22 protein-coding genes are annotated in these 17,125 nt (G+C 48.8%); 14 read left to right on the top strand and 8 right to left on the bottom strand.

Annotated elements, in window-relative coordinates:
- Positions 1-13 precede the first annotated feature (13 nt).
- The 5 genes from NX722_RS10380 (at position 14) to NX722_RS10360 (ending at position 6,296) form a co-directional block, all read left to right on the top strand.
- A complete protein-coding gene (locus NX722_RS10380) occupies positions 14-1,651 on the top strand; it encodes an IS1634 family transposase (RefSeq protein ID WP_262564376.1) in 1,638 nt (545 codons plus the stop codon).
- Between the two features lie 5 nt (positions 1,652-1,656).
- Positions 1,657-2,040: a tripartite tricarboxylate transporter permease gene (locus NX722_RS10375; RefSeq protein ID WP_322740920.1), complete on the top strand. Its 384-nt coding sequence runs from the start codon at positions 1,657-1,659 to the stop codon at positions 2,038-2,040.
- Positions 2,041-2,683: 643 nt separating this feature from the next.
- Complete coding sequence (topA, locus tag NX722_RS10370) at positions 2,684-5,332, top strand: type I DNA topoisomerase (RefSeq protein WP_262567911.1); 2,649 nt, start codon at positions 2,684-2,686, stop codon at positions 5,330-5,332.
- Positions 5,333-5,430: 98 nt separating this feature from the next.
- Positions 5,431-5,916 carry a DUF6586 family protein gene (locus NX722_RS10365; RefSeq protein ID WP_262567910.1) on the top strand — a complete coding sequence of 162 codons (486 nt, stop codon included), beginning with the start codon at positions 5,431-5,433 and terminating at the stop codon, positions 5,914-5,916.
- A gap of 134 nt (positions 5,917-6,050) precedes the next feature.
- A complete protein-coding gene (locus NX722_RS10360; RefSeq protein ID WP_262567909.1) occupies positions 6,051-6,296 on the top strand; it encodes a nucleoside/nucleotide kinase family protein in 246 nt (81 codons plus the stop codon).
- Positions 6,297-6,318: 22 nt separating this feature from the next.
- Here NX722_RS10360 and NX722_RS10355 read toward each other — a convergent pair whose 3' ends face one another.
- Both NX722_RS10355 and lexA read right to left on the bottom strand, forming a co-directional pair.
- Positions 6,319-6,732, bottom strand: coding sequence for a hypothetical protein (locus NX722_RS10355; protein WP_262567908.1), 414 nt, complete (start codon positions 6,730-6,732; stop codon positions 6,319-6,321).
- Positions 6,733-6,756: 24 nt separating this feature from the next.
- On the bottom strand, positions 6,757-7,356 hold the full coding sequence (gene lexA, locus NX722_RS10350) for a transcriptional repressor LexA (RefSeq protein ID WP_262567907.1): 600 nt from the start codon (positions 7,354-7,356) through the stop codon (positions 6,757-6,759).
- 165 nt (positions 7,357-7,521) lie between these two features.
- Between lexA and NX722_RS10345 the strand changes: the two genes are divergently transcribed.
- From NX722_RS10345 to NX722_RS10320, 6 genes are all read left to right on the top strand, one after another.
- Positions 7,522-8,148 (top strand): TetR/AcrR family transcriptional regulator, encoded by a 627-nt coding sequence (locus NX722_RS10345; protein WP_262567906.1) that lies wholly within the window; start codon positions 7,522-7,524, stop codon positions 8,146-8,148.
- 63 nt (positions 8,149-8,211) lie between these two features.
- Entirely contained in the window at positions 8,212-8,700 is a 489-nt protein-coding gene (locus NX722_RS10340; RefSeq protein WP_262567905.1) for a L,D-transpeptidase, read from the top strand.
- 47 nt (positions 8,701-8,747) lie between these two features.
- Positions 8,748-9,767 (top strand): beta-N-acetylhexosaminidase, encoded by a 1,020-nt coding sequence (gene nagZ, locus NX722_RS10335; protein ID WP_262567904.1) that lies wholly within the window; start codon positions 8,748-8,750, stop codon positions 9,765-9,767.
- Positions 9,768-9,852: 85 nt separating this feature from the next.
- Entirely contained in the window at positions 9,853-11,046 is a 1,194-nt protein-coding gene (locus NX722_RS10330) for a PP2C family protein-serine/threonine phosphatase (protein WP_262567903.1), read from the top strand.
- 18 nt (positions 11,047-11,064) lie between these two features.
- Entirely contained in the window at positions 11,065-11,397 is a 333-nt protein-coding gene (locus tag NX722_RS10325) for an STAS domain-containing protein (RefSeq protein WP_262567902.1), read from the top strand.
- Positions 11,398-11,399: 2 nt separating this feature from the next.
- A complete protein-coding gene (locus NX722_RS10320; protein WP_262567901.1) occupies positions 11,400-11,840 on the top strand; it encodes an ATP-binding protein in 441 nt (146 codons plus the stop codon).
- Between the two features lie 13 nt (positions 11,841-11,853).
- Here NX722_RS10320 and NX722_RS10315 read toward each other — a convergent pair whose 3' ends face one another.
- The gene (locus tag NX722_RS10315; RefSeq protein ID WP_262567900.1) at positions 11,854-11,982 is read right to left on the bottom strand and encodes a hypothetical protein; all 129 of its coding nucleotides are present in this window, start codon (positions 11,980-11,982) and stop codon (positions 11,854-11,856) included.
- Positions 11,979-12,656: a hypothetical protein gene (locus tag NX722_RS10310; RefSeq protein ID WP_262567899.1), complete on the bottom strand. Its 678-nt coding sequence runs from the start codon at positions 12,654-12,656 to the stop codon at positions 11,979-11,981. The genes NX722_RS10315 and NX722_RS10310 overlap by 4 nt, the downstream gene beginning before the upstream one ends.
- Before the next feature lie 278 nt (positions 12,657-12,934).
- Between NX722_RS10310 and NX722_RS10305 the strand changes: the two genes are divergently transcribed.
- The 3 genes from NX722_RS10305 (at position 12,935) to NX722_RS10295 (ending at position 14,904) form a co-directional block, all read left to right on the top strand.
- The gene (locus tag NX722_RS10305; RefSeq protein WP_262567898.1) at positions 12,935-13,768 is read left to right on the top strand and encodes a hypothetical protein; all 834 of its coding nucleotides are present in this window, start codon (positions 12,935-12,937) and stop codon (positions 13,766-13,768) included.
- Positions 13,769-13,865: 97 nt separating this feature from the next.
- Positions 13,866-14,483, top strand: a complete 618-nt coding sequence (locus tag NX722_RS10300) for a DJ-1/PfpI family protein (RefSeq protein WP_262567897.1) — start codon at positions 13,866-13,868, stop codon at positions 14,481-14,483.
- Positions 14,484-14,688: 205 nt separating this feature from the next.
- Positions 14,689-14,904, top strand: a complete 216-nt coding sequence (locus tag NX722_RS10295; protein ID WP_262567896.1) for a DUF397 domain-containing protein — start codon at positions 14,689-14,691, stop codon at positions 14,902-14,904.
- A 135-nt stretch (positions 14,905-15,039) separates the two neighbouring features.
- Here the strand turns inward: NX722_RS10295 and NX722_RS10290 are convergent, their stop codons facing one another.
- The 4 genes from NX722_RS10290 to tusC all read right to left on the bottom strand — a co-directional run bounded on the left by NX722_RS10290 (position 15,040) and on the right by tusC (position 17,120).
- Positions 15,040-16,014, bottom strand: a complete 975-nt coding sequence (locus NX722_RS10290) for a YbgA family protein (protein WP_262567895.1) — start codon at positions 16,012-16,014, stop codon at positions 15,040-15,042.
- A 126-nt stretch (positions 16,015-16,140) separates the two neighbouring features.
- Positions 16,141-16,455, bottom strand: a complete 315-nt coding sequence (locus NX722_RS10285) for a TusE/DsrC/DsvC family sulfur relay protein (RefSeq protein WP_262567894.1) — start codon at positions 16,453-16,455, stop codon at positions 16,141-16,143.
- Positions 16,456-16,473: 18 nt separating this feature from the next.
- Positions 16,474-16,761 (bottom strand): sulfurtransferase complex subunit TusB, encoded by a 288-nt coding sequence (tusB, locus tag NX722_RS10280; RefSeq protein ID WP_262567893.1) that lies wholly within the window; start codon positions 16,759-16,761, stop codon positions 16,474-16,476.
- The gene (tusC, locus tag NX722_RS10275) at positions 16,761-17,120 is read right to left on the bottom strand and encodes a sulfurtransferase complex subunit TusC (RefSeq protein WP_262567892.1); all 360 of its coding nucleotides are present in this window, start codon (positions 17,118-17,120) and stop codon (positions 16,761-16,763) included. The genes tusB and tusC overlap by 1 nt, the downstream gene beginning before the upstream one ends.
- Positions 17,121-17,125 lie beyond the last annotated feature (5 nt).

Below are 17,125 nucleotides of genomic sequence, written 5' to 3'. Positions count from 1 at the left end.
CTGAGCATATGCCATGCAACCTCATCAATTTCACATTCAACGCATCGACCATACGGGGTTGGTGGCCGGTATGTGCAAAGAGCTCGGGATCGCTAACCTCTTGGATTCTCTGGTTCCCAACCAATCTGAAACCAGAAAGATTTCCTTCGGAGAAACCGTTGTCTCAATGCTGCTTAACGGACTGGGCTTCACTGCTCGCACACTCCACATGTTCCCTGAGTTTCACGCCGACAAACCACTGGATAAACTTATTCGGCCGGGTATAGAGCCGGAACATATCAACGAAAGTGTACTCGGCAGAGCCTTGGATCAAATTTTTGAACTGGGTGTAAGTGAGGTCTATTTATCACTGGCTGTCAAGGCCGTTAATGTCTTGAAACTGCCGTGTAATGCTCTGAATCTTGATTCAACCAGCTTTCATGTGGACGGTCGTTATAACAGTGAGTCTGAAGTCGATGAAGAAGATCTGAACTGCATTAAAATCTGTCGTGGATACAGCAGAGATCACCGACCTGAATTAAATCAGGCGATACTGCTCCTAATGACTGAAAATCAGGCGGGTATTCCCGTATTCATGGCCGCATCCAGTGGCAATATAAACGACAACACTAATTTTAAAAAAGTCATCAGCAAGCATTTGAAATGCTACAAAGAGGCGCTGAATAATCGTTACCTGATCGGCGATGCTGCACTTTATACAACAGACAATGTACAGATATTGCATCAGCAAAAGCAACAGTTCATCACCCGGGTTCCGGCTAAAATAAAATCCGCAAGAGAGCTTGTGGACAGTGTCGCTTCTTGTGCGATGACACCGGTTGAAGATGCCGAAGGTTATGAGAGCTGCGAAGTACTGTCCGACTATGCGGATGTATCTCAACGGTGGGTTCTGATTCGCAGTGAACAGGCTCGGAAAAGCGAACAGAAAACACTGCTCAAAAAACTGTTGAAAAAGTCAGAAAAAGAAGCGGAAGCACTGACCAGCAAGCTGGCGAAGAAACCGTTCAAGTGTGAAACGGACGCATTGCGTGCGTTCAATGAGTGGCAATCAAAAAGCAATTATTGTCAGGCAGAACCTGTAATTACGACAAAACCATGCTATACCAAAGTGGGACGTCCGGAGAAAGACAGCAAACCAGATAGCGTGGAGTATTATGTCAGCGGTCATCCTTGGGTATCCGTTGACTGTCGTAAAGTAGCAGAGGCTTCCCTGGGGTGCTTTGTGTTGGCAACAAATGATCTGGACAGGAGCCGGCTAAGTTCAGCAGAAGTGTTGAGCACTTATAAATCACAGCAGTCGGTGGAGCGTGGATTTCGGTTTCTTAAAAGCCCTGAATTTCTGGTCTCCTCGCTGTTTTTAAAGAAGCCGGAACGTATAGAAGCGTTGCTTATGGTGATGACGCTTTGCCTGTTAGTCTACGCAGCGATACAGCATCGAATCAGGCATGAATTAAAGCGTCAGAGTAGGTTCTTTCCGGATATGAAGCGAAAGCCCTATCAGAATCCGACTGCACGCTGGGTATTTTTTTGCTTTCAGGGAATTAATGTTTTATTGGTCGATGGTCATGAAAAACATGTCGTTGGCTTGCAGGAGAGGCAATTAACCATCATTTCAATTCTTGGTCGACCGTACCAAGAGATTTATTCCTGATATAGGTGCTGAATGACGGTTATATTGCCCGGCTGTTGAATATGCCACGTCAGATCCTGACGCCAATCGTGCTGTTTTTCTCCCTCACGGGGGTCTACCTGATCAGTTTTAACACGTTTGATATTCAAATGATGGTAATCTTTGCGGTTATCGCGCTGATATTGAAGCTGCTGAGCTTCCCTATGGCTCCAATGATTCTGGGTTTCATTCTGGGTGGCATGATGGAAGATAACCTGCGTCGTACCCTGATGATCAGTGACGGCTCCCTGAGCTTCCTCTGGGAACGCCCGATCACACTGACCATTATGAGTGTGGCGGTAGCGGTGCTGTTGGTTCCAGCCGTGCAGGCTTTAAGAAGCAGGCTGAAGGCCGTGGCAAGTCCTGCTTAACAGGCGCAATTCGATTAAATAAGGGGTCTCTGAGCGCCATCGGAGACTCTTTGTTGGATCAGGTTCAATCTATTGTTCGCTCATCTTTCCTGTCATTTCCTATTCCCATCTCACCAAAAGCTTTAGCTGAGTTCAGAGCCTGCTATTCAGGCGCAGTAAAAGGGCAGGCATCTCTTCAATCGCTGGTGAGGTTTGAGCAGAGGGTTGCAATTTTACTGTGGATTGATACAGAGTAAAAAAGAATACCTGGTCAGCCATTTCTTAATGAGTTGCCCAGGTCGCCAGAAAAACGCTTTTGGCAGTATGATGTGCCAACTTAAAAGCCATAACTGTACTAAAAACACTGAATAGTTGTTTTTTTTAGCAAAATCAGTCGGATACATACAAGTTGGAATTGATAGGTCTGGAAAAAAAATTAGCACTCAAGGTATGGTTTCCCTTGACCGATTATTTCCTTGACCTTATATATTGAAACAATTTTTAATTCCCGGCCTTTCTTGTTTCAGCATGAGTCTGCGTTGAAACGTGAAAATGGCAGGTGGTTTGTGGAGTCATCAAATGCGTTACCAGTGTGCTTTGCAGGGCTCACGCCGCTGTCAGACAGCTGAAACAATGGAGCAGATAACAGGATGTGTAAGGTAGCATGGGTAAGTCTCTAGTTATCGTCGAATCGCCAGCCAAGGCGAAGACCATCAACAAATACCTGGGCAAAGACTTTGTCGTGAAGTCGTCTGTCGGTCATATTCGCGACCTGCCTACGGCTGGTGGTGCAAAAAAGCCTGTTGACCCGAAAGCCCGTGCCAGGGCAGCAGCAGAAACCCGCAAGTTGTCTCCCGAGCAGAAGGTGCTTCACAAGAAGCGAAAAGCCAGGGAGCAGCTGATTGAACGTATGGGTATCGACCCGGAAAAAGGCTGGGAGGCTCGTTACGAAATCCTGCCTGGTAAAGAGAAGGTGGTCGATGAATTACGTCGTCTGGCTGAAAATGCTGACACCATCTATCTCGCAACCGATTTGGACAGGGAAGGGGAAGCCATTGCCTGGCACCTGCAGGAAGCCATTGGTGGTGATACCAGCCGCTACCGGCGGGTCGTATTCAACGAGATTACCAAAAATGCCATTCAGGAAGCCTTTCAGGAACCCGGAGCCCTGAACACAGATCGTGTGAATGCCCAGCAGGCCCGTCGTTTTCTGGATCGTGTTGTGGGTTATATGGTGTCTCCGCTGCTGTGGGCAAAAATTGCCCGTGGACTGTCTGCAGGCAGGGTACAGTCCGTAGCGGTGCGATTGATTGTTGAGCGTGAGCGTGAAGTTCGCAGCTTTGTCCCGGAAGAGTACTGGGAGGTTTTCTCTGACCTGAAAACGGCAGATGCAGACGCTATCCGTTTCCAGGTAGCGAAAGACAATGGCAAGCCCTTTCGTCCTCAGAGCAAAGCAGAAACAGACAAGGTGCTGGCACGGCTGCAGAATGCCAGTTACCAGCTGACTGAACGGGAAGATAAGCCTACACGCAGTAAACCCTCTGCCCCGTTCATTACATCAACCCTGCAGCAGGCGGCGAGTACCCGTCTGGGATTCAGTGTCAAGAAAACCATGACACTGGCTCAGCGACTGTATGAAGCGGGTCACATTACCTATATGCGTACTGACTCTACCAACCTGAGCAAGGAAGCTGTGGAGAGTGCCAGAGACTTTATCCAGTCCAACCATGGCGACCGTTATCTGCCAGACTCACCCAATATTTATTCCAGCAAGGATGGCGCCCAGGAAGCCCACGAAGCGATCCGTCCGTCCAATGTGAAAGCAGAGCCTGGTTCACTGTCGGGCCTGGAAAAAGATGCTGAACGGTTATATGACCTGATTTGGCGTCAGTTCCTGGCTTGTCAGATGGTACCGGCTGAATACCTGAGTACTACGTTGACCGTTCTGACTGAAGGACTGGAGTTGCGGGCTAAAGGCCGCACCCTGAAGTTTGATGGTTATACCAGAGTGATGAAGGCTGTTTCCAAAAAAGGCGATGATCTTATTCTGCCCAAGCTGGATAAAGGCGCAGCTCTGACACTCGAAGCGCTTGATCCGAGACAGCTGTTTACCCGGCCTCCGGCGCGTTTCAGCGAAGCGGCACTGGTTAAAGAGCTGGAAAAGCAGGGTATCGGCCGCCCATCAACCTACGCATCCATTATCTCCACGATTCAGGACCGGGGGTATGTGTCCCTGAAGAATCGCCGTTTCTACGCGGAAAAAATGGGCGACATTGTGACCGATCGCCTGGTCGAGAGCTTCTCTGAACTGATGGATTACAACTTTACCGCACACATGGAAACTGACCTGGACGTGGTTGCGGAAGGGGGTAAAGACTGGAAAGGGCTGTTGGATGAGTTCTATGCAGGATTCAGCCAGAAGCTTGAGCATGCCGAAATGGAAGCAGGCGGTATGCGTAGCAACGATCCATCGCCAACAGACATAGCCTGCCCTGAGTGTGGTCGGGATATGATGATCCGCACTGCAAGTACCGGCGTCTTCCTCGGCTGTTCCGGTTACTCTCTGCCTCCGAAAGAACGCTGCAAGAGTACCATCAACCTGGTACCGGGCGAAGAAGTTCAGGATGCTGATGATGAAAATGCAGAGGTTAACGCCTTGCGTGCCATGCATCGCTGTCCAAAATGCGCCACGGCGATGGAAAGCTACCTGATCGATGAAAAGCGTAAACTGCACGTTTGTGGTAATAACCCGGACTGCGATGGCTATGAGGTAGAGAAAGGTCAGTTCAAGATCAAAGGCTATGATGGCCCGATACTGGAGTGCGATAAGTGTGGCTCTGAGATGCAGCTCAAGAGTGGGCGCTTTGGTAAGTATTTTGGCTGCACCAACTCTGAATGCAAAAATACCCGTAAGCTGCTGAAAAGTGGTGAAGCCGCACCGCCCAAGATGGACCCGGTACCTATGCCCGAGCTGAAGTGTGTCAAGGTTGAAGACCACTACATCCTGCGTGATGGGGCATCCGGTCTGTTTCTGGCTGCCAGTCAGTTTCCCAAAAACCGCGAGACCCGTGCGCCGCTGGTGAGTGAGTTGATACCGCATCAGGCTGAGATTGATCCAAAATACCACTATCTGCTGGATGCTCCGCGTCAGGATTCGGAAGGCAATCCGGCCGTTATTCGCTATAGCCGCAAGACTAAACAACAGTACGTGATGTCAGAAACGGCTGGAAAGGCAACAGGCTGGAGCGCTACCTTCGAGGAAGGTAAGTGGGTTGAGAAGCAAACTAAAAAGCGTGCTGCTAAAAAAGCCTGAATGTCCTGATCCTGCGAAGCCTCTGCCACAACTGACGGAGGCTTTTTTTCTTCTGATGCCATTCATTAACGTGTTGATTTGTGTAAACAGGGATTATCATGTCGGACTGGTCTGCAAACACCAATAAAAGGTTACACTTTGCCCGTATTCAACTGAATGCCTGGGAGTCGGCTGAGCATCAGGAAGCCCCCGCTTTCAGGGAAGGTTTTCTACTGCAGCTGCAACTGGCCTGGCGATCTTTGCTGGCTGAAATCCTGGAATCCTATCGCGTTTCGTGTGATGTAGCGCCATCGTTTACTGAAGCCCTGTCGCTGATCAGGGAGAAGGGTGAAGCCGCTTCTGAGTTTACACAGTTGGAAGCCCTCTTAGATAACGGTTGGTTAAAACAGCTGGAAGTATACTGGCAGAATCTCTTTATTCCTTACCAGTATGAAGGGCTACCACAAGGCAACGGCTTGATTCAGTGGGTCAATCAGGAAGGAGAGGGTAATGACGCCATTCTGACTGTAGACGGTGGAAAGGACGGTTTGAAGCGATTTAAAGATCTGGTCGGACATTTCCGGAATTTCAACCTTGAATGGTAGTCAACACTGTTTGATCAATGTTATTGGTAGAATTTGACGTGTCTCTCATTTTTAATTTATCTTCCTGTCACCCACTTGAATTTTTCACTTTTATGATTCAGTCTGTTGTCTCGGTTAATACGGAGTGAATCTTTATGTCTGCATCGCCTCTGGAAATTGTTGAACTCAGGACGGGAGAAATCGTACTGCGTCGCAGTGACGAACCAGATGTTGAACCGCTGCTGACCCTTAAGTTTTCTGACGAGGCTCACAGATGCCTGCTGGAAGACTATCTGCAGGTGGCTAAAGCGATGTTTGATGCCGGGATGCTGGAGCTGGCAGCGGTTACCAGCCCATACCGGAATGAAGACGACACCTGCGAACACCGGGTGCTGCACTGACCCGCATTTTCCTCACAAGCTTTCAGGCCGCATCCCTGCTTCTGATGGTCAGGCAGTTACACTGCCCGCTGCGGGCAGCATCTTCGAGCCTGGAAAGGTCTTCCTGATCCATCTGGTTTATCCAGCTGATCACAGTATGGCTGGTGCCACAGGCAAGCGCTTGGAATGTGAGATCCAGTGGTTGTTTGCGGCTGGCACGGTTGAGTACCCTGACATTGCAGCTGCTGATACCCTCTGACTTTAGCCACTTAATGGTTTGGCTAGGATTGTTGTCAGACAGGATCAGGGTGAGCCAGCGCTGTTCTTCTTCGTTAGCCAGTTTGGACAGGACTGGGGATAGAAACAGTCCTGATTGCCATGCAGGGCCGGACAGAATCAATTCATTTACTCTGGGCTGGTCTGATTCCCTTGAATGAGTGACTGTGTGCGTTCGCATAAACTTCCTCCTCCACGAATGACATCAGTGCCTGATTACACCGACACTCAAGCCTTCAATGGCAAACAGGTCCTGAGTCAAATCAACGACAATGGTTTCGAACTCTTCGTTTTCAGGGTGCAGCAGTACGGTGTTCTTTTTTTTCTCAAAACGTTTTACGGTGACTTCGTCGTCAATGCGTGCCACAACTACCTGACCATTACGCACGTCAGTGGTCTTGTGAACCGCAAGCAGATCACCATCCAGAATGCCGATATCTTTCATACTCATGCCTTTTACACGCAGCAGAAAGTCAGCTCTGGGAGTAAAAAAGTCGCCTTTGAGTTGCAGGTGGTTTTCAATGTGTTCCTGCGCCAGAATCGGACTACCGGCAGCCACCTGACCAACCACCGGAAGACCGTCGGTATTGACCGTATCAGGAATACGAATGCCACGGGACGCTCCGGGGGTCATCTCAATAGCGCCTTTTCGCGCCAGGGCTCGCAGGTGTTCTTCGGCAGCATTAGGGGAGCGGAAACCGAATGTTTTGGCAATCTCGGCCCGTGTTGGTGGGAAGCCAGTACTTTCGATATGAGATTTGATGAGTTCCAGTATTTCAGACTGTCTTTTGGTGAGCTTAATCATGGTGGTTAATCTGTTTTTTTATACAGTGACTGTAATTATATACAGTAAATCTGCTGTTTCAAGCTGTATATCACTGATCGTATCTGTTTCGGTCTATTTTCTTGACAGCGATTATGTTTAAAACGAAAGTATTAAACAGCTGTTTAAAACTCGGAGAGTACAGGCATGGGACAGGGAGATACGGTTACAAAAATTCTTGATACGGCGGAAGCGCTCTTCGCTGAACATGGCTTTGCGGAAACTTCGCTAAGATCGATTACGGGCAAAGCCGGGGTTAACCTTGCAGCGGTCAATTATCACTTTGGGTCAAAGAAAGTCCTGATTCAGGCAGTGTTTGCCCGTTACCTTGACCCATTTGCAGCCAACCTGCAGAACAGTCTGGATGCTCTGGATGATGATGAGCCGCCTGAACTGGAGGCTGTGCTTAACCTGCTGGTTGACCAGATCATAGCGGTACAGCCGCGACATAATGATGACCTGTCGACCTTTATGAAACTGTTAGGGCTTGCCTACAGTCAGAACCAGGGACACCTTAAACACTATCTGACAGAAGCTTATGGCAAAGCTTTTCACCGCTACTATCTGTTACTGAAAAGTGCCTGTCCGACATTACCACCTGCCGAGATGTTCTGGCGTACCTACTTTATCCTGGGCTCTGCTGTTTTTACTATGTCTGGTGTGGAAACCCTGCAGTCTATTGCCAGACGCGATTTCGCGATAGAAGATTCTATGGTGACGATCCTGCGCCGCATGGTACCTTTTATGGCGGCAGGTCTGCGAGCGCATACCTGATATCACACACTGGATTGATAGTCTGGTTATGCCGATAACCGGATAGTGTTAAAAAAAGGCTGAATGATTGTGCATATAACGGTTCATATTCCCAGTCAGGAACTGATTCTGATTCAGGATGATGGTCAGTGGGTTCATTACCCGGTGTCTACAGCCAGTAAAGGTACAGGCCAGCAGGAAGGCAGCTGGCAAACTCCCCTGGGCCGGCATGTTGTTCGTGCCAAAATCGGGGGCGGCCTGCCACAACATGCCGTATTTGAAAGTCGTCGTTTTACCGGAGAAGTGTATTCTGAGGCGTTAAAGGCAAAGTATCCGGGTCGTAAAGACTGGATACTGTCGCGTATTATGTGGTTAAGTGGTCTGGAGCCGGGTTTTAATCGCCTGGGGAATGTCGATACCATGCGACGCTACATCTATATTCACGGTTCGCCGGATACTGCTGAAATGGGTAAGCCCGGTTCCAGGGGGTGTATAAGAATGCATGGAGCGGACATTATCGACCTGTATGACCGGATTCCTGCAGGTACGACGATTGATATTCTTGAGGATTAGTGTGGACTTTTCACAAAGCTATCTATGAGTTATCCAGGGGGCTATTAATGAAGCAAGGTGTTCTGATCGTTGATCTGCCGGGAACTGAGCTGACCAGTGCCGACCGGGATTTTCTGGCACATACTGGTATTGCCGGAGTGTTGCTGTTTGCACGAAACTATTCCAGTCGTGAACAGTTACACGCTTTGGTTCAGGATATACGACAGGTACGTTCCGACCTGATCATCATGGTGGATCATGAAGGTGGTCGGGTTCAGCGATTTAAGGAAGGGTTTGTGCGCTTGCCGGCAGCCGGGCAGCTGTCGCGTTACTATCAAAGAGATCCTCAGGGCGCATTGAAACTGGCCAGAGATACGGGCTGGCTGATGGCGTCGGAGCTACTGGCTATGGATGTTGATCTGAGTCTTGCACCAGTGCTGGATCTTGACCTTGGCAAAACGGATATTGTCGGGGATCGGGCATTTGGTTCGGAACCTGAACAGGTGATTCAACTGACAACCGCCTGGATTGAAGGCGTTCGGGAAGCTGGAATGGCCTGTGTGATAAAGCATTTTCCGGGTCATGGCAATGTTGACGGGGATTCTCATCAGGTACTGCCCCGGGATGATCGTTCTTTCGATGAGATTGCTGCCAGTGATATGCTGCCTTTCAGGGAAATCATAGAGCAGGGTGCCGATGCGGTGATGCCTGCCCATATTGTGTTTTCTGAAGTAGACGATCAGCCTGCCGGATTTTCCCGTCGCTGGCTGCAGGACATTCTGAGAGGCCAGCTGGGTTTTACAGGTGTTGTTATCAGTGATTGCCTGACCATGGAAGGAGCAGCCTCTGCGGGAAGCTTCCTGAATCGTGTTGAACAGTCACTGGCGGCGGGTTGTGACCTGCTTATTCTCAGCAGCAGGATTGGAGCCATGGAGGTGTTGCCCGAATTGGTACGATTGAGCCGTCAGCGCTCGGATATTTCAACGCTTAAGGCTTCTGCCGCTGTGGACTATGAGGAATTGACGACTTCGGAGCGGTATCTTTCCTGCAAGGATCGCATTGATTATCTACATCAGCGTTTTGGCTGACAGCTTATCAGGCTGATACTTTTCCGGTATCAGCCTCTTTCATCTCAGAATTTTAGTCCCAACCGTCCATGCCGATAGCTCAGGCATGAATATTCTTATTGTTGAAGATGCCAAAGACCAGCGCCTTATGCTGTCGGTGGTGTTACGCAAGAAAGGTCACCAGGTACTCGAAGCGGCAGACGGCAAAGAAGCTCTGGCGATATTACAGCAGGATAAAACGGTCAGGATTGTGATCAGTGACTGGATTATGCCGGAAATGGATGGCATTGATCTGTTGAAAGCTATCCGTAGCAGTGAGATTGAACATTACACCTACTTTATTCTGCTAACGGGCAAAACGGAACGAGAAGCGGTTGTCGAAGGTATGAACTGCGGCGCGGATGATTTTCTCACCAAGCCTGTGAATTTCGAGGAGCTGGATGCAAGGCTTAATGCCGGTATGCGGATTATTCAGCTGGAAAGCACCCTGGAAGAGCGAAACCGTCAGATTTCCAGGGCAATTGAAATTATCGAAAAAGATCTTGAATCCGCTGCTGCCACTCAGGCAGGACTACTCTGTCAGCCAGCCACTATTCAGCATGTCAGCTTTAACTGGTTTTTCCAGCCCAGTCGTATTCTCGGTGGGGATATGTTTGGTTATCAGGCACTGGATGGCGAGCATGTCAGCTTTTATCAGCTTGATGTGGCAGGTCACGGTATACCGTCGGCACTGTTTAGCTTCACCCTGAACAATATTATGTCTGAAACCTCAGACCGGGGCGGCATTGTTAAAGACTTTATGGATAAGTCGCCGTTCTATAAGGTTCGCCCTGTAGAAAGAGTTCTGGTTAGTCTGAACCGGCGTTTTCAGGCTACTGCCGAGTCGATGCTCTATTTCACCATTGCCTATGGACTGATTAACAGTCGTACCGGGCAGGTGCAGATATCACAGGCTGGGCATCCGCCCCCATTATGGTTACAGATTTCACAATCCAGGGTTGAACCCGTAGCCGGCGGAGGGGTTCCGATTGGCATGATGCCGGATATGGAGTATGAATCGACCAGTATCCAGTTACATCCCGGTGACCGTCTGTTCCTTTATTCCGATGGTATCACGGAGTGTGAAAATGACAGTGGCGAACAGTTTGGGCAGGATCGCTTGTTGGCGTGTCTGAAGGATAGTTTTTCTGATAGTCTGGAACAAACGGTTGATCGGATTGAGCAACAGGTCAGGGACTGGAATCATGGCGAATCGTTTGAAGATGATGTCACTTTCCTGATTTTGGAATGGAAACCTTGAATAGCCTGGGAGGGAACCATGGCATTTGAAACACGGGAAGAGGGTGCTTATACAGTGGTTCTGGTGGATGAGAGCCGGTTGGATGCTTCGATTGCAGAGTCATTCAAAGTGTTCCTGTTTGACCAGATTGATTCGGGGAAGGAGAAAATAGTAGTAGATCTGTCCCAGGTTCGTTTCATGGACAGCAGCGGTCTTGGTTCACTGGTTGCCGGATTGAAAAAAACAGCCGGTTCCGGCTTGTTTGCCCTGGCTTCAGCCCAGCCTGCGGTTAAAGACCTGTTCGACCTGACCTCTATGGATAAGCTGTTCTCATTGCATGATAGTGTTGCGGATGCTGTTCAGGGGGACTGAGTATGCCTGATTCCAAGCAGCTGCTGAGATTACAGATCGATAGCCAGCTTTCTAATACGACTCTGGTGGCAATGGCTGTAAGAGGCGTGTGTGCTATGACGACGCTGTCACCTGTAGAAATTAACCGGCTGGAGTTGTGCCTGGTAGAGATTGTGAATAATGCTATTGAACACGCCTATGGCAATGAGGCAGGGCACCCTGTGGAGATTTGCATAGGGTTGGACAAAACCAGCATGAATATATCAGTCAGTGACTGGGGGGCTTCTATTCCCAGTGATGTTATCGATAGTCAGGAACCTGAAGAGATTAACCCGGATCATCCTGAAGCCTGGCTGTGCAGTGGCCGGGGGCTGCATATCGTTAACAAGCTCATGGACGATGTCTCCTATGAGACCGACGAGGGCAAGAACAGCTTTATTATGAGTAAAGCCCTCAGATACTGACCATCCTCAGTTTTCAGGCAGTGGTTCTGTTTTTTCGCATTTTCTGTTGCTGTTTTTCCAGCTCAAGTTTCTGTTGTTCAATCTGTTGCTGGATCTGCTGCTGTTGCAGCTGGTAGAGTTGTTCCTGCTGCATTGTAGTCAATCAAAACTGAAAAGCCTCGCAACTTCCTCAGCTTTCGCCATGCCTCCCTGATAGAGAGGGTTTACAGCTAAATTGAGCCGGGATGGAGCAAGCGCTACACGTGGAGGCCATATGGCCTGTTGTGGACTCGGAAACTGATCTGACCATACACAGCCTATAATGTCTGAATCAAAAATAGGGTGTGTAAATCTTACGTTACATGAGTTCAAATGGTGTGGCTCCAGGAGGCATTTGTAAGATCTCGGCAAATATGGCTGCTCTCCTACTATGCCGCCGTAGCTCATGGCATCAATAAGGTAAACAAATATCTTTATACAGTGACTGTGAACCATTGCATAACCGGCTGCTATTGCACTCAGGCTGGTCACAACCCCACCTGATATCGAACTCCGACCATGACCTTGGGTTTGTCCAATATCAAAGGGGGACTCTACCAGAAAGCCATTTCGAAAAATGTCATAAGGACCTCTGGTGTCCGCTTTAAAAACGTAACCACTAAAGTAGCTTTTTATCACCGTTGACTTAGTTTTGTTGGCAGGGGTGAAACTGACTCCGGGTATATTTGATGCCAGAGTAAACTGTTCGCTGCTCTTCAGAAGTAGAAGATTGTGGCTTTCGAACGCCTTCTCAAACTCTTCTTTTGAAAGTGAGCTTCCGGTAGCTGAATTATGCATAGACACGCTCTCTTTTGAACTCTCAAAACAGAATTAACACAAATTGTAGTTAATAGCTGGCCTGAGTAGCTGACTTTTTGAGTGGTCACATAATACCGATTTCACCTACCGAACATGAATTGTGCAACCATTTTGAACCTATATGAAATCGTATTTTTTTACACATTGTTCCGGTACTTTCGTACGAGCCTATGAATTTTATTCTTCAGTGCTAATGAGGTAATAGTCTGGCCGATAAATACCAGACCTGCCACCTGATTTACTTGCTGGAGATATTGATGAAAAAACTGTTGCTTGTTTCCCTGTTAACCTTGTCAGTCAGCCTTGTTGCCAAACCGTCGAAAGATGAAGCCGCTCAGACAGGCTCAAAGCCATTAATCGACTCGTCGATTCAGTACGGCATGATGGCCAACGCTTACCTGAGCAGCCCGGTGGGTATGGTGGTGGAAGGTTATCGCTATCAGCTGCGCAGTCTTTATCTTGCCTATCTGGAGAAAAAGATTCAGGAACCGGGCAATACCGTGAGCAGCATCAATGAACAGCTGCTGTCTGAATGGATGATGCGACTGGGGCGTGAGAAAGTTGCTCCCGATGTTCTGGTCAAGGTGAAAGCGAACCTTGAAGATAAAATCAGTGACTGGTCAGCTAAGCGCATGGCGGGTCGTTTAAGTGACTTTGGTTCTTCGCAGGAAGCGTTGCAGATTATTAAAGATCGTATTGCTGCCTGTGGCGCCAATATACGTCATGCGTCCAGTAATGAAGACAAGCGGCAGGCGTGTCATGGTATCGAACAGGTGACGCGTAATAGTAGTGAGGTGTCAGAGTCAACGGAAGAACTGTCTGTCAAAATGCAAAAGCTGATTTACCCTTATATCGATCACTTGGCGCAGTTGAAGGCGCTAGAATACTATCAGGCGTTCAGAGAGGCTCGTCGACAATTCAGAGTGATGGTCAGCAGTATGATTGAGCAGGGCTACTCTGCACAACAGCTGGCTGAACTGCTGGATTTTGCCGGAGTTGATTACCCGGTTGTTTACAACAGACTGTTCACCTTTGCACTGCGTCATAGTAATGAAAACGCTGATAGCCCTGCTGAAGTAGTAGTGCATTAAGATTTAAACGTCAGCAGGCGTTGTAAAAGGGCATTACGAATCAGTAGAATGCCCTTTTTATTATTGTGCTGGCTGGCGCCATTGCTTTGGGAAAGGTATGAGTTCTAAACGATCTGTCGGTGTACTTCTGTTCGATGACTTTGAAGTGCTGGATGTATTTGGTCCACTGGAAATGTATGGAATGTCCCCGGAGGCGTTCGATATTTTTCTGGTAGCGGAAGAAGCAGGGGTTGTTGCCAGCCGACAAGGGCCGAAATCGGTGGTAGACCATAAGACAGCCGACGGTCATCAATACGACATTCTTTTTGTACCCGGTGGAACCGGTACTCGCCGCGAGGTCAGCAATACCCGGCTGCTGGACTGGATTGCCACTCAATCTCAACAGGCTGAGCTGGTTACTTCAGTCTGCACCGGCAGCGCCCTGCTGGCGAAGGCTGGCGTGCTGGATGGAGTACAGGCGACCACCAACAAAATGGCCTATGAATGGGTCACAGCACAGGGGCAGAAGGTTAACTGGGTTAAACAGGCACGCTGGGTTGAAGACGGCAAGTTCTTCACCTCATCGGGTGTTTCTGCCGGTATGGACATGTCTCTGGCGATTATCAGCAGACTGCTGGGGGAAGCCGAGGCAGAGAAAACCGCACAATGGGCGGAATATGAATGGCACCGTGATGCCGGGCATGACCCTTTTGCCGCTGTCCATGGCTTAATCTGAGTGATGCCTGTAAGGTATCACTCAATGACCCCCCGTAATGTAGCCTCTATCCGAAGAGTACTCATTTAATTTGTTCCGACAGCCGTTGTCCCGCTGGCAGTGAACTTAGTGGGGTCTCCATCAATATGGCGAGGTGTTTAATAAATATTCAAAAAACTTTTGCTATAGTTATTGCGCTGTATGAAATAGAAAGGAGTGTAGTCTCATGAATTCTTATTTCGAAAAAGACAGCCATTTCAAAAAATCATTAGCGTGTCCTCCATGTTTCAATGTCCGCTGTGTGACTGTTGCAATTAGCCCGAACCAAGAGGTTGCCATGAGAAATAGCAGTGACCCACAAAAAACAACATTGGTTTTCAACAGGGATGAATGGGACGCTTTTATCAAGGGAGTTAAAGGCGGAGATTTTGACATCCGCTGAAATCTGATTTGCACTGCGTGTGCATTGATTGTTCAATCAGATATTGAAGATAACCCGGAATGCAATTTCCGGGTTTTTTATAACCATGGTGGTAACACCAGGCACTGTAGATGCGGTGCTGCCCCGATATCCGGATTAAAGATTATTGCGCAGCCCCATGGCTTCCGGGTGAGGCTCAAGATAGTACTGGTTCTGTATATACTCACTGCCGTGGACTTCAACAAAATGTTTTAACACGGTTAATGGCACGATAAGCGGGATGGTGCCAGAACGGTAATTCTCGATTTGTTTTAGCAGTTGTTGTTTGTCAGCACTGCTGATGGATTTCTTCAGATAACCAAGAATATGCAGAAGCACATTGGTATGGGACTTTCGGTTTGCCTTTTTTTTCATCAGCGTCATGAACTGTTCAAAGTAGTCTTTAGACATCTTTTCAAGAGGAATCGTTTTACCTTGAGCAATAAGCTGGCCCAGCACAGTATACGCCTGCTGGTCATGAGCCATTAACTGGTATTTGTAGCGAGCGTGAAAATCCCCCATCTTCTTATAAGTCAGGTCTGTCAGAACATCCTCATGCCAGTGATGATAAGCAATCACACGATTGATAAAATTTTCCCGTAATACGGGGTCGTGCAGGCGACCTTCCTCTTCGACGGGCAGCAAAGGTCTGGCTTCCATCAGGGCTCTGGCAAACATACCCGCTTCACTTCTGCCCAGGGGGGAGCCGTTTTCATGATAGACCTTGACGCGTTCCATACCGCAGCTGGGAGATTTCTGCATAAGGATGTAGCCACTGATGCCATCAAGCTCCTCCGCTTTCTGCCTGCCATAGTCATAGAGCTGATCAGTGACGTCTAGTGTGGGGTCGTCGGTGCCTTTGACACGATAGTGGTGCATATCACCTACCAGACGGATGGGTTTTCGGGGAATTGGCAGGCCAATGCCGACCTCCGGACAGACCGTCACAAAATTAAAATACCGGGACAACAGGTTGGTGCAGTAGGATGATTTTTTATGGTCGCCGTTGTAGCGGACTTTTTGTCCCATCAGGCAGGCGCTGATGCCGAGACTGATTTCTTTTTTGTGTTCCGGGAGTGAGACAATAGCCATAAAGGAGCCTTCCAGTATCAATCATCAGTTTCAGTGTACTTGACGCTGGAGAGATAGAGAAATAAATAGGGGAATAAATATTGATTGTGCGCCTGTAGGCAGACGCACGGGTTTCAGAAACCGCTTTTAAAAACAATTAGTGGGACGGGGCAGACCTGCAATCAGGGCTGCCAGTTTCGCAGGGCTTTCTGGAAACAGTTGCATCAGGTAAAGGCTGTTGCCTTTCTCCTTCCCAAGATGCGTGGCAATGTATTTAACAAAGGGACGCTGGCTGGGGGCGTGTTCAAATTCGGCATAGAACTGGCGCAGCAGGTGGATAACCTGCCAGTGTTCATCCGTCAGAACGACGTTATGGTTGGCCGCCAGCTGATGGGCAACGGCTTCGTTCCAGTGGGTAAGGTCGGCGAGATAGCCGTCTTTATCAAGAATCAGGTCAGTCATTCGCTAAAAGGTTCAGGGTTAGTGCCAGCCCAGGACTTTGTCGTGAGCTTCAGTCAATTCAACAAATCCGTCATAGTCTACCGCAGTAATATTCAGGTCGTCGCGGTTACTGACCCCCCGGGCCAGAACATCGGCTTCCAGTACGTAGACAGGAATGTCCAGAATCACTTCCCTCAGAACGTCACTGGCTTCGAACAGGGCGTATACTGCGTCTTCAATAAGCAGTATGGCGTCGCCCAATAATAAAGAACGCAGGCATAATTCCAGCGCCTGTCCGGCTTTGTTAACAGTATGCAGGGTAGACATCAGAAGTTTAACACCTTGTCATGTTGGGCGATAAAAGGCGCCAGCGCGCCTTCTTCCAGTAATGTAAAACCATCAACCAGCTGGTCTTCCGTAAGGCTCCGCTCCTGTAAAGACTCTGAATCGACAAAGATGGTTTCAATACCGTACATGGGCAAGGCTTTCAGCATCGAAGTCAGGCTTTTTCGGGATAGTTGCTCAGGTGACTGGTTGTCGAGCAGCTGGTAGACCGCGTCCCCCATCAATAGCAGAGAGGTATCCAGGTCGTAAGAGGCTGACACCAGTGCTGCATCCAGAGCTTCACGGGCATTTTGTCCGTGGTAAGGCGCGCGCGTGGAGATAATGCAAACAGATGGATTCATGGTTC

This window comes from Endozoicomonas gorgoniicola (genome assembly GCF_025562715.2).
GTDB lineage: Bacteria > Pseudomonadota > Gammaproteobacteria > Pseudomonadales > Endozoicomonadaceae > Endozoicomonas_A > Endozoicomonas_A gorgoniicola.
The sequence above is the reverse complement of the archived record's forward strand: the minus strand, read 5'-3'. Positions and strand labels throughout refer to the sequence as shown.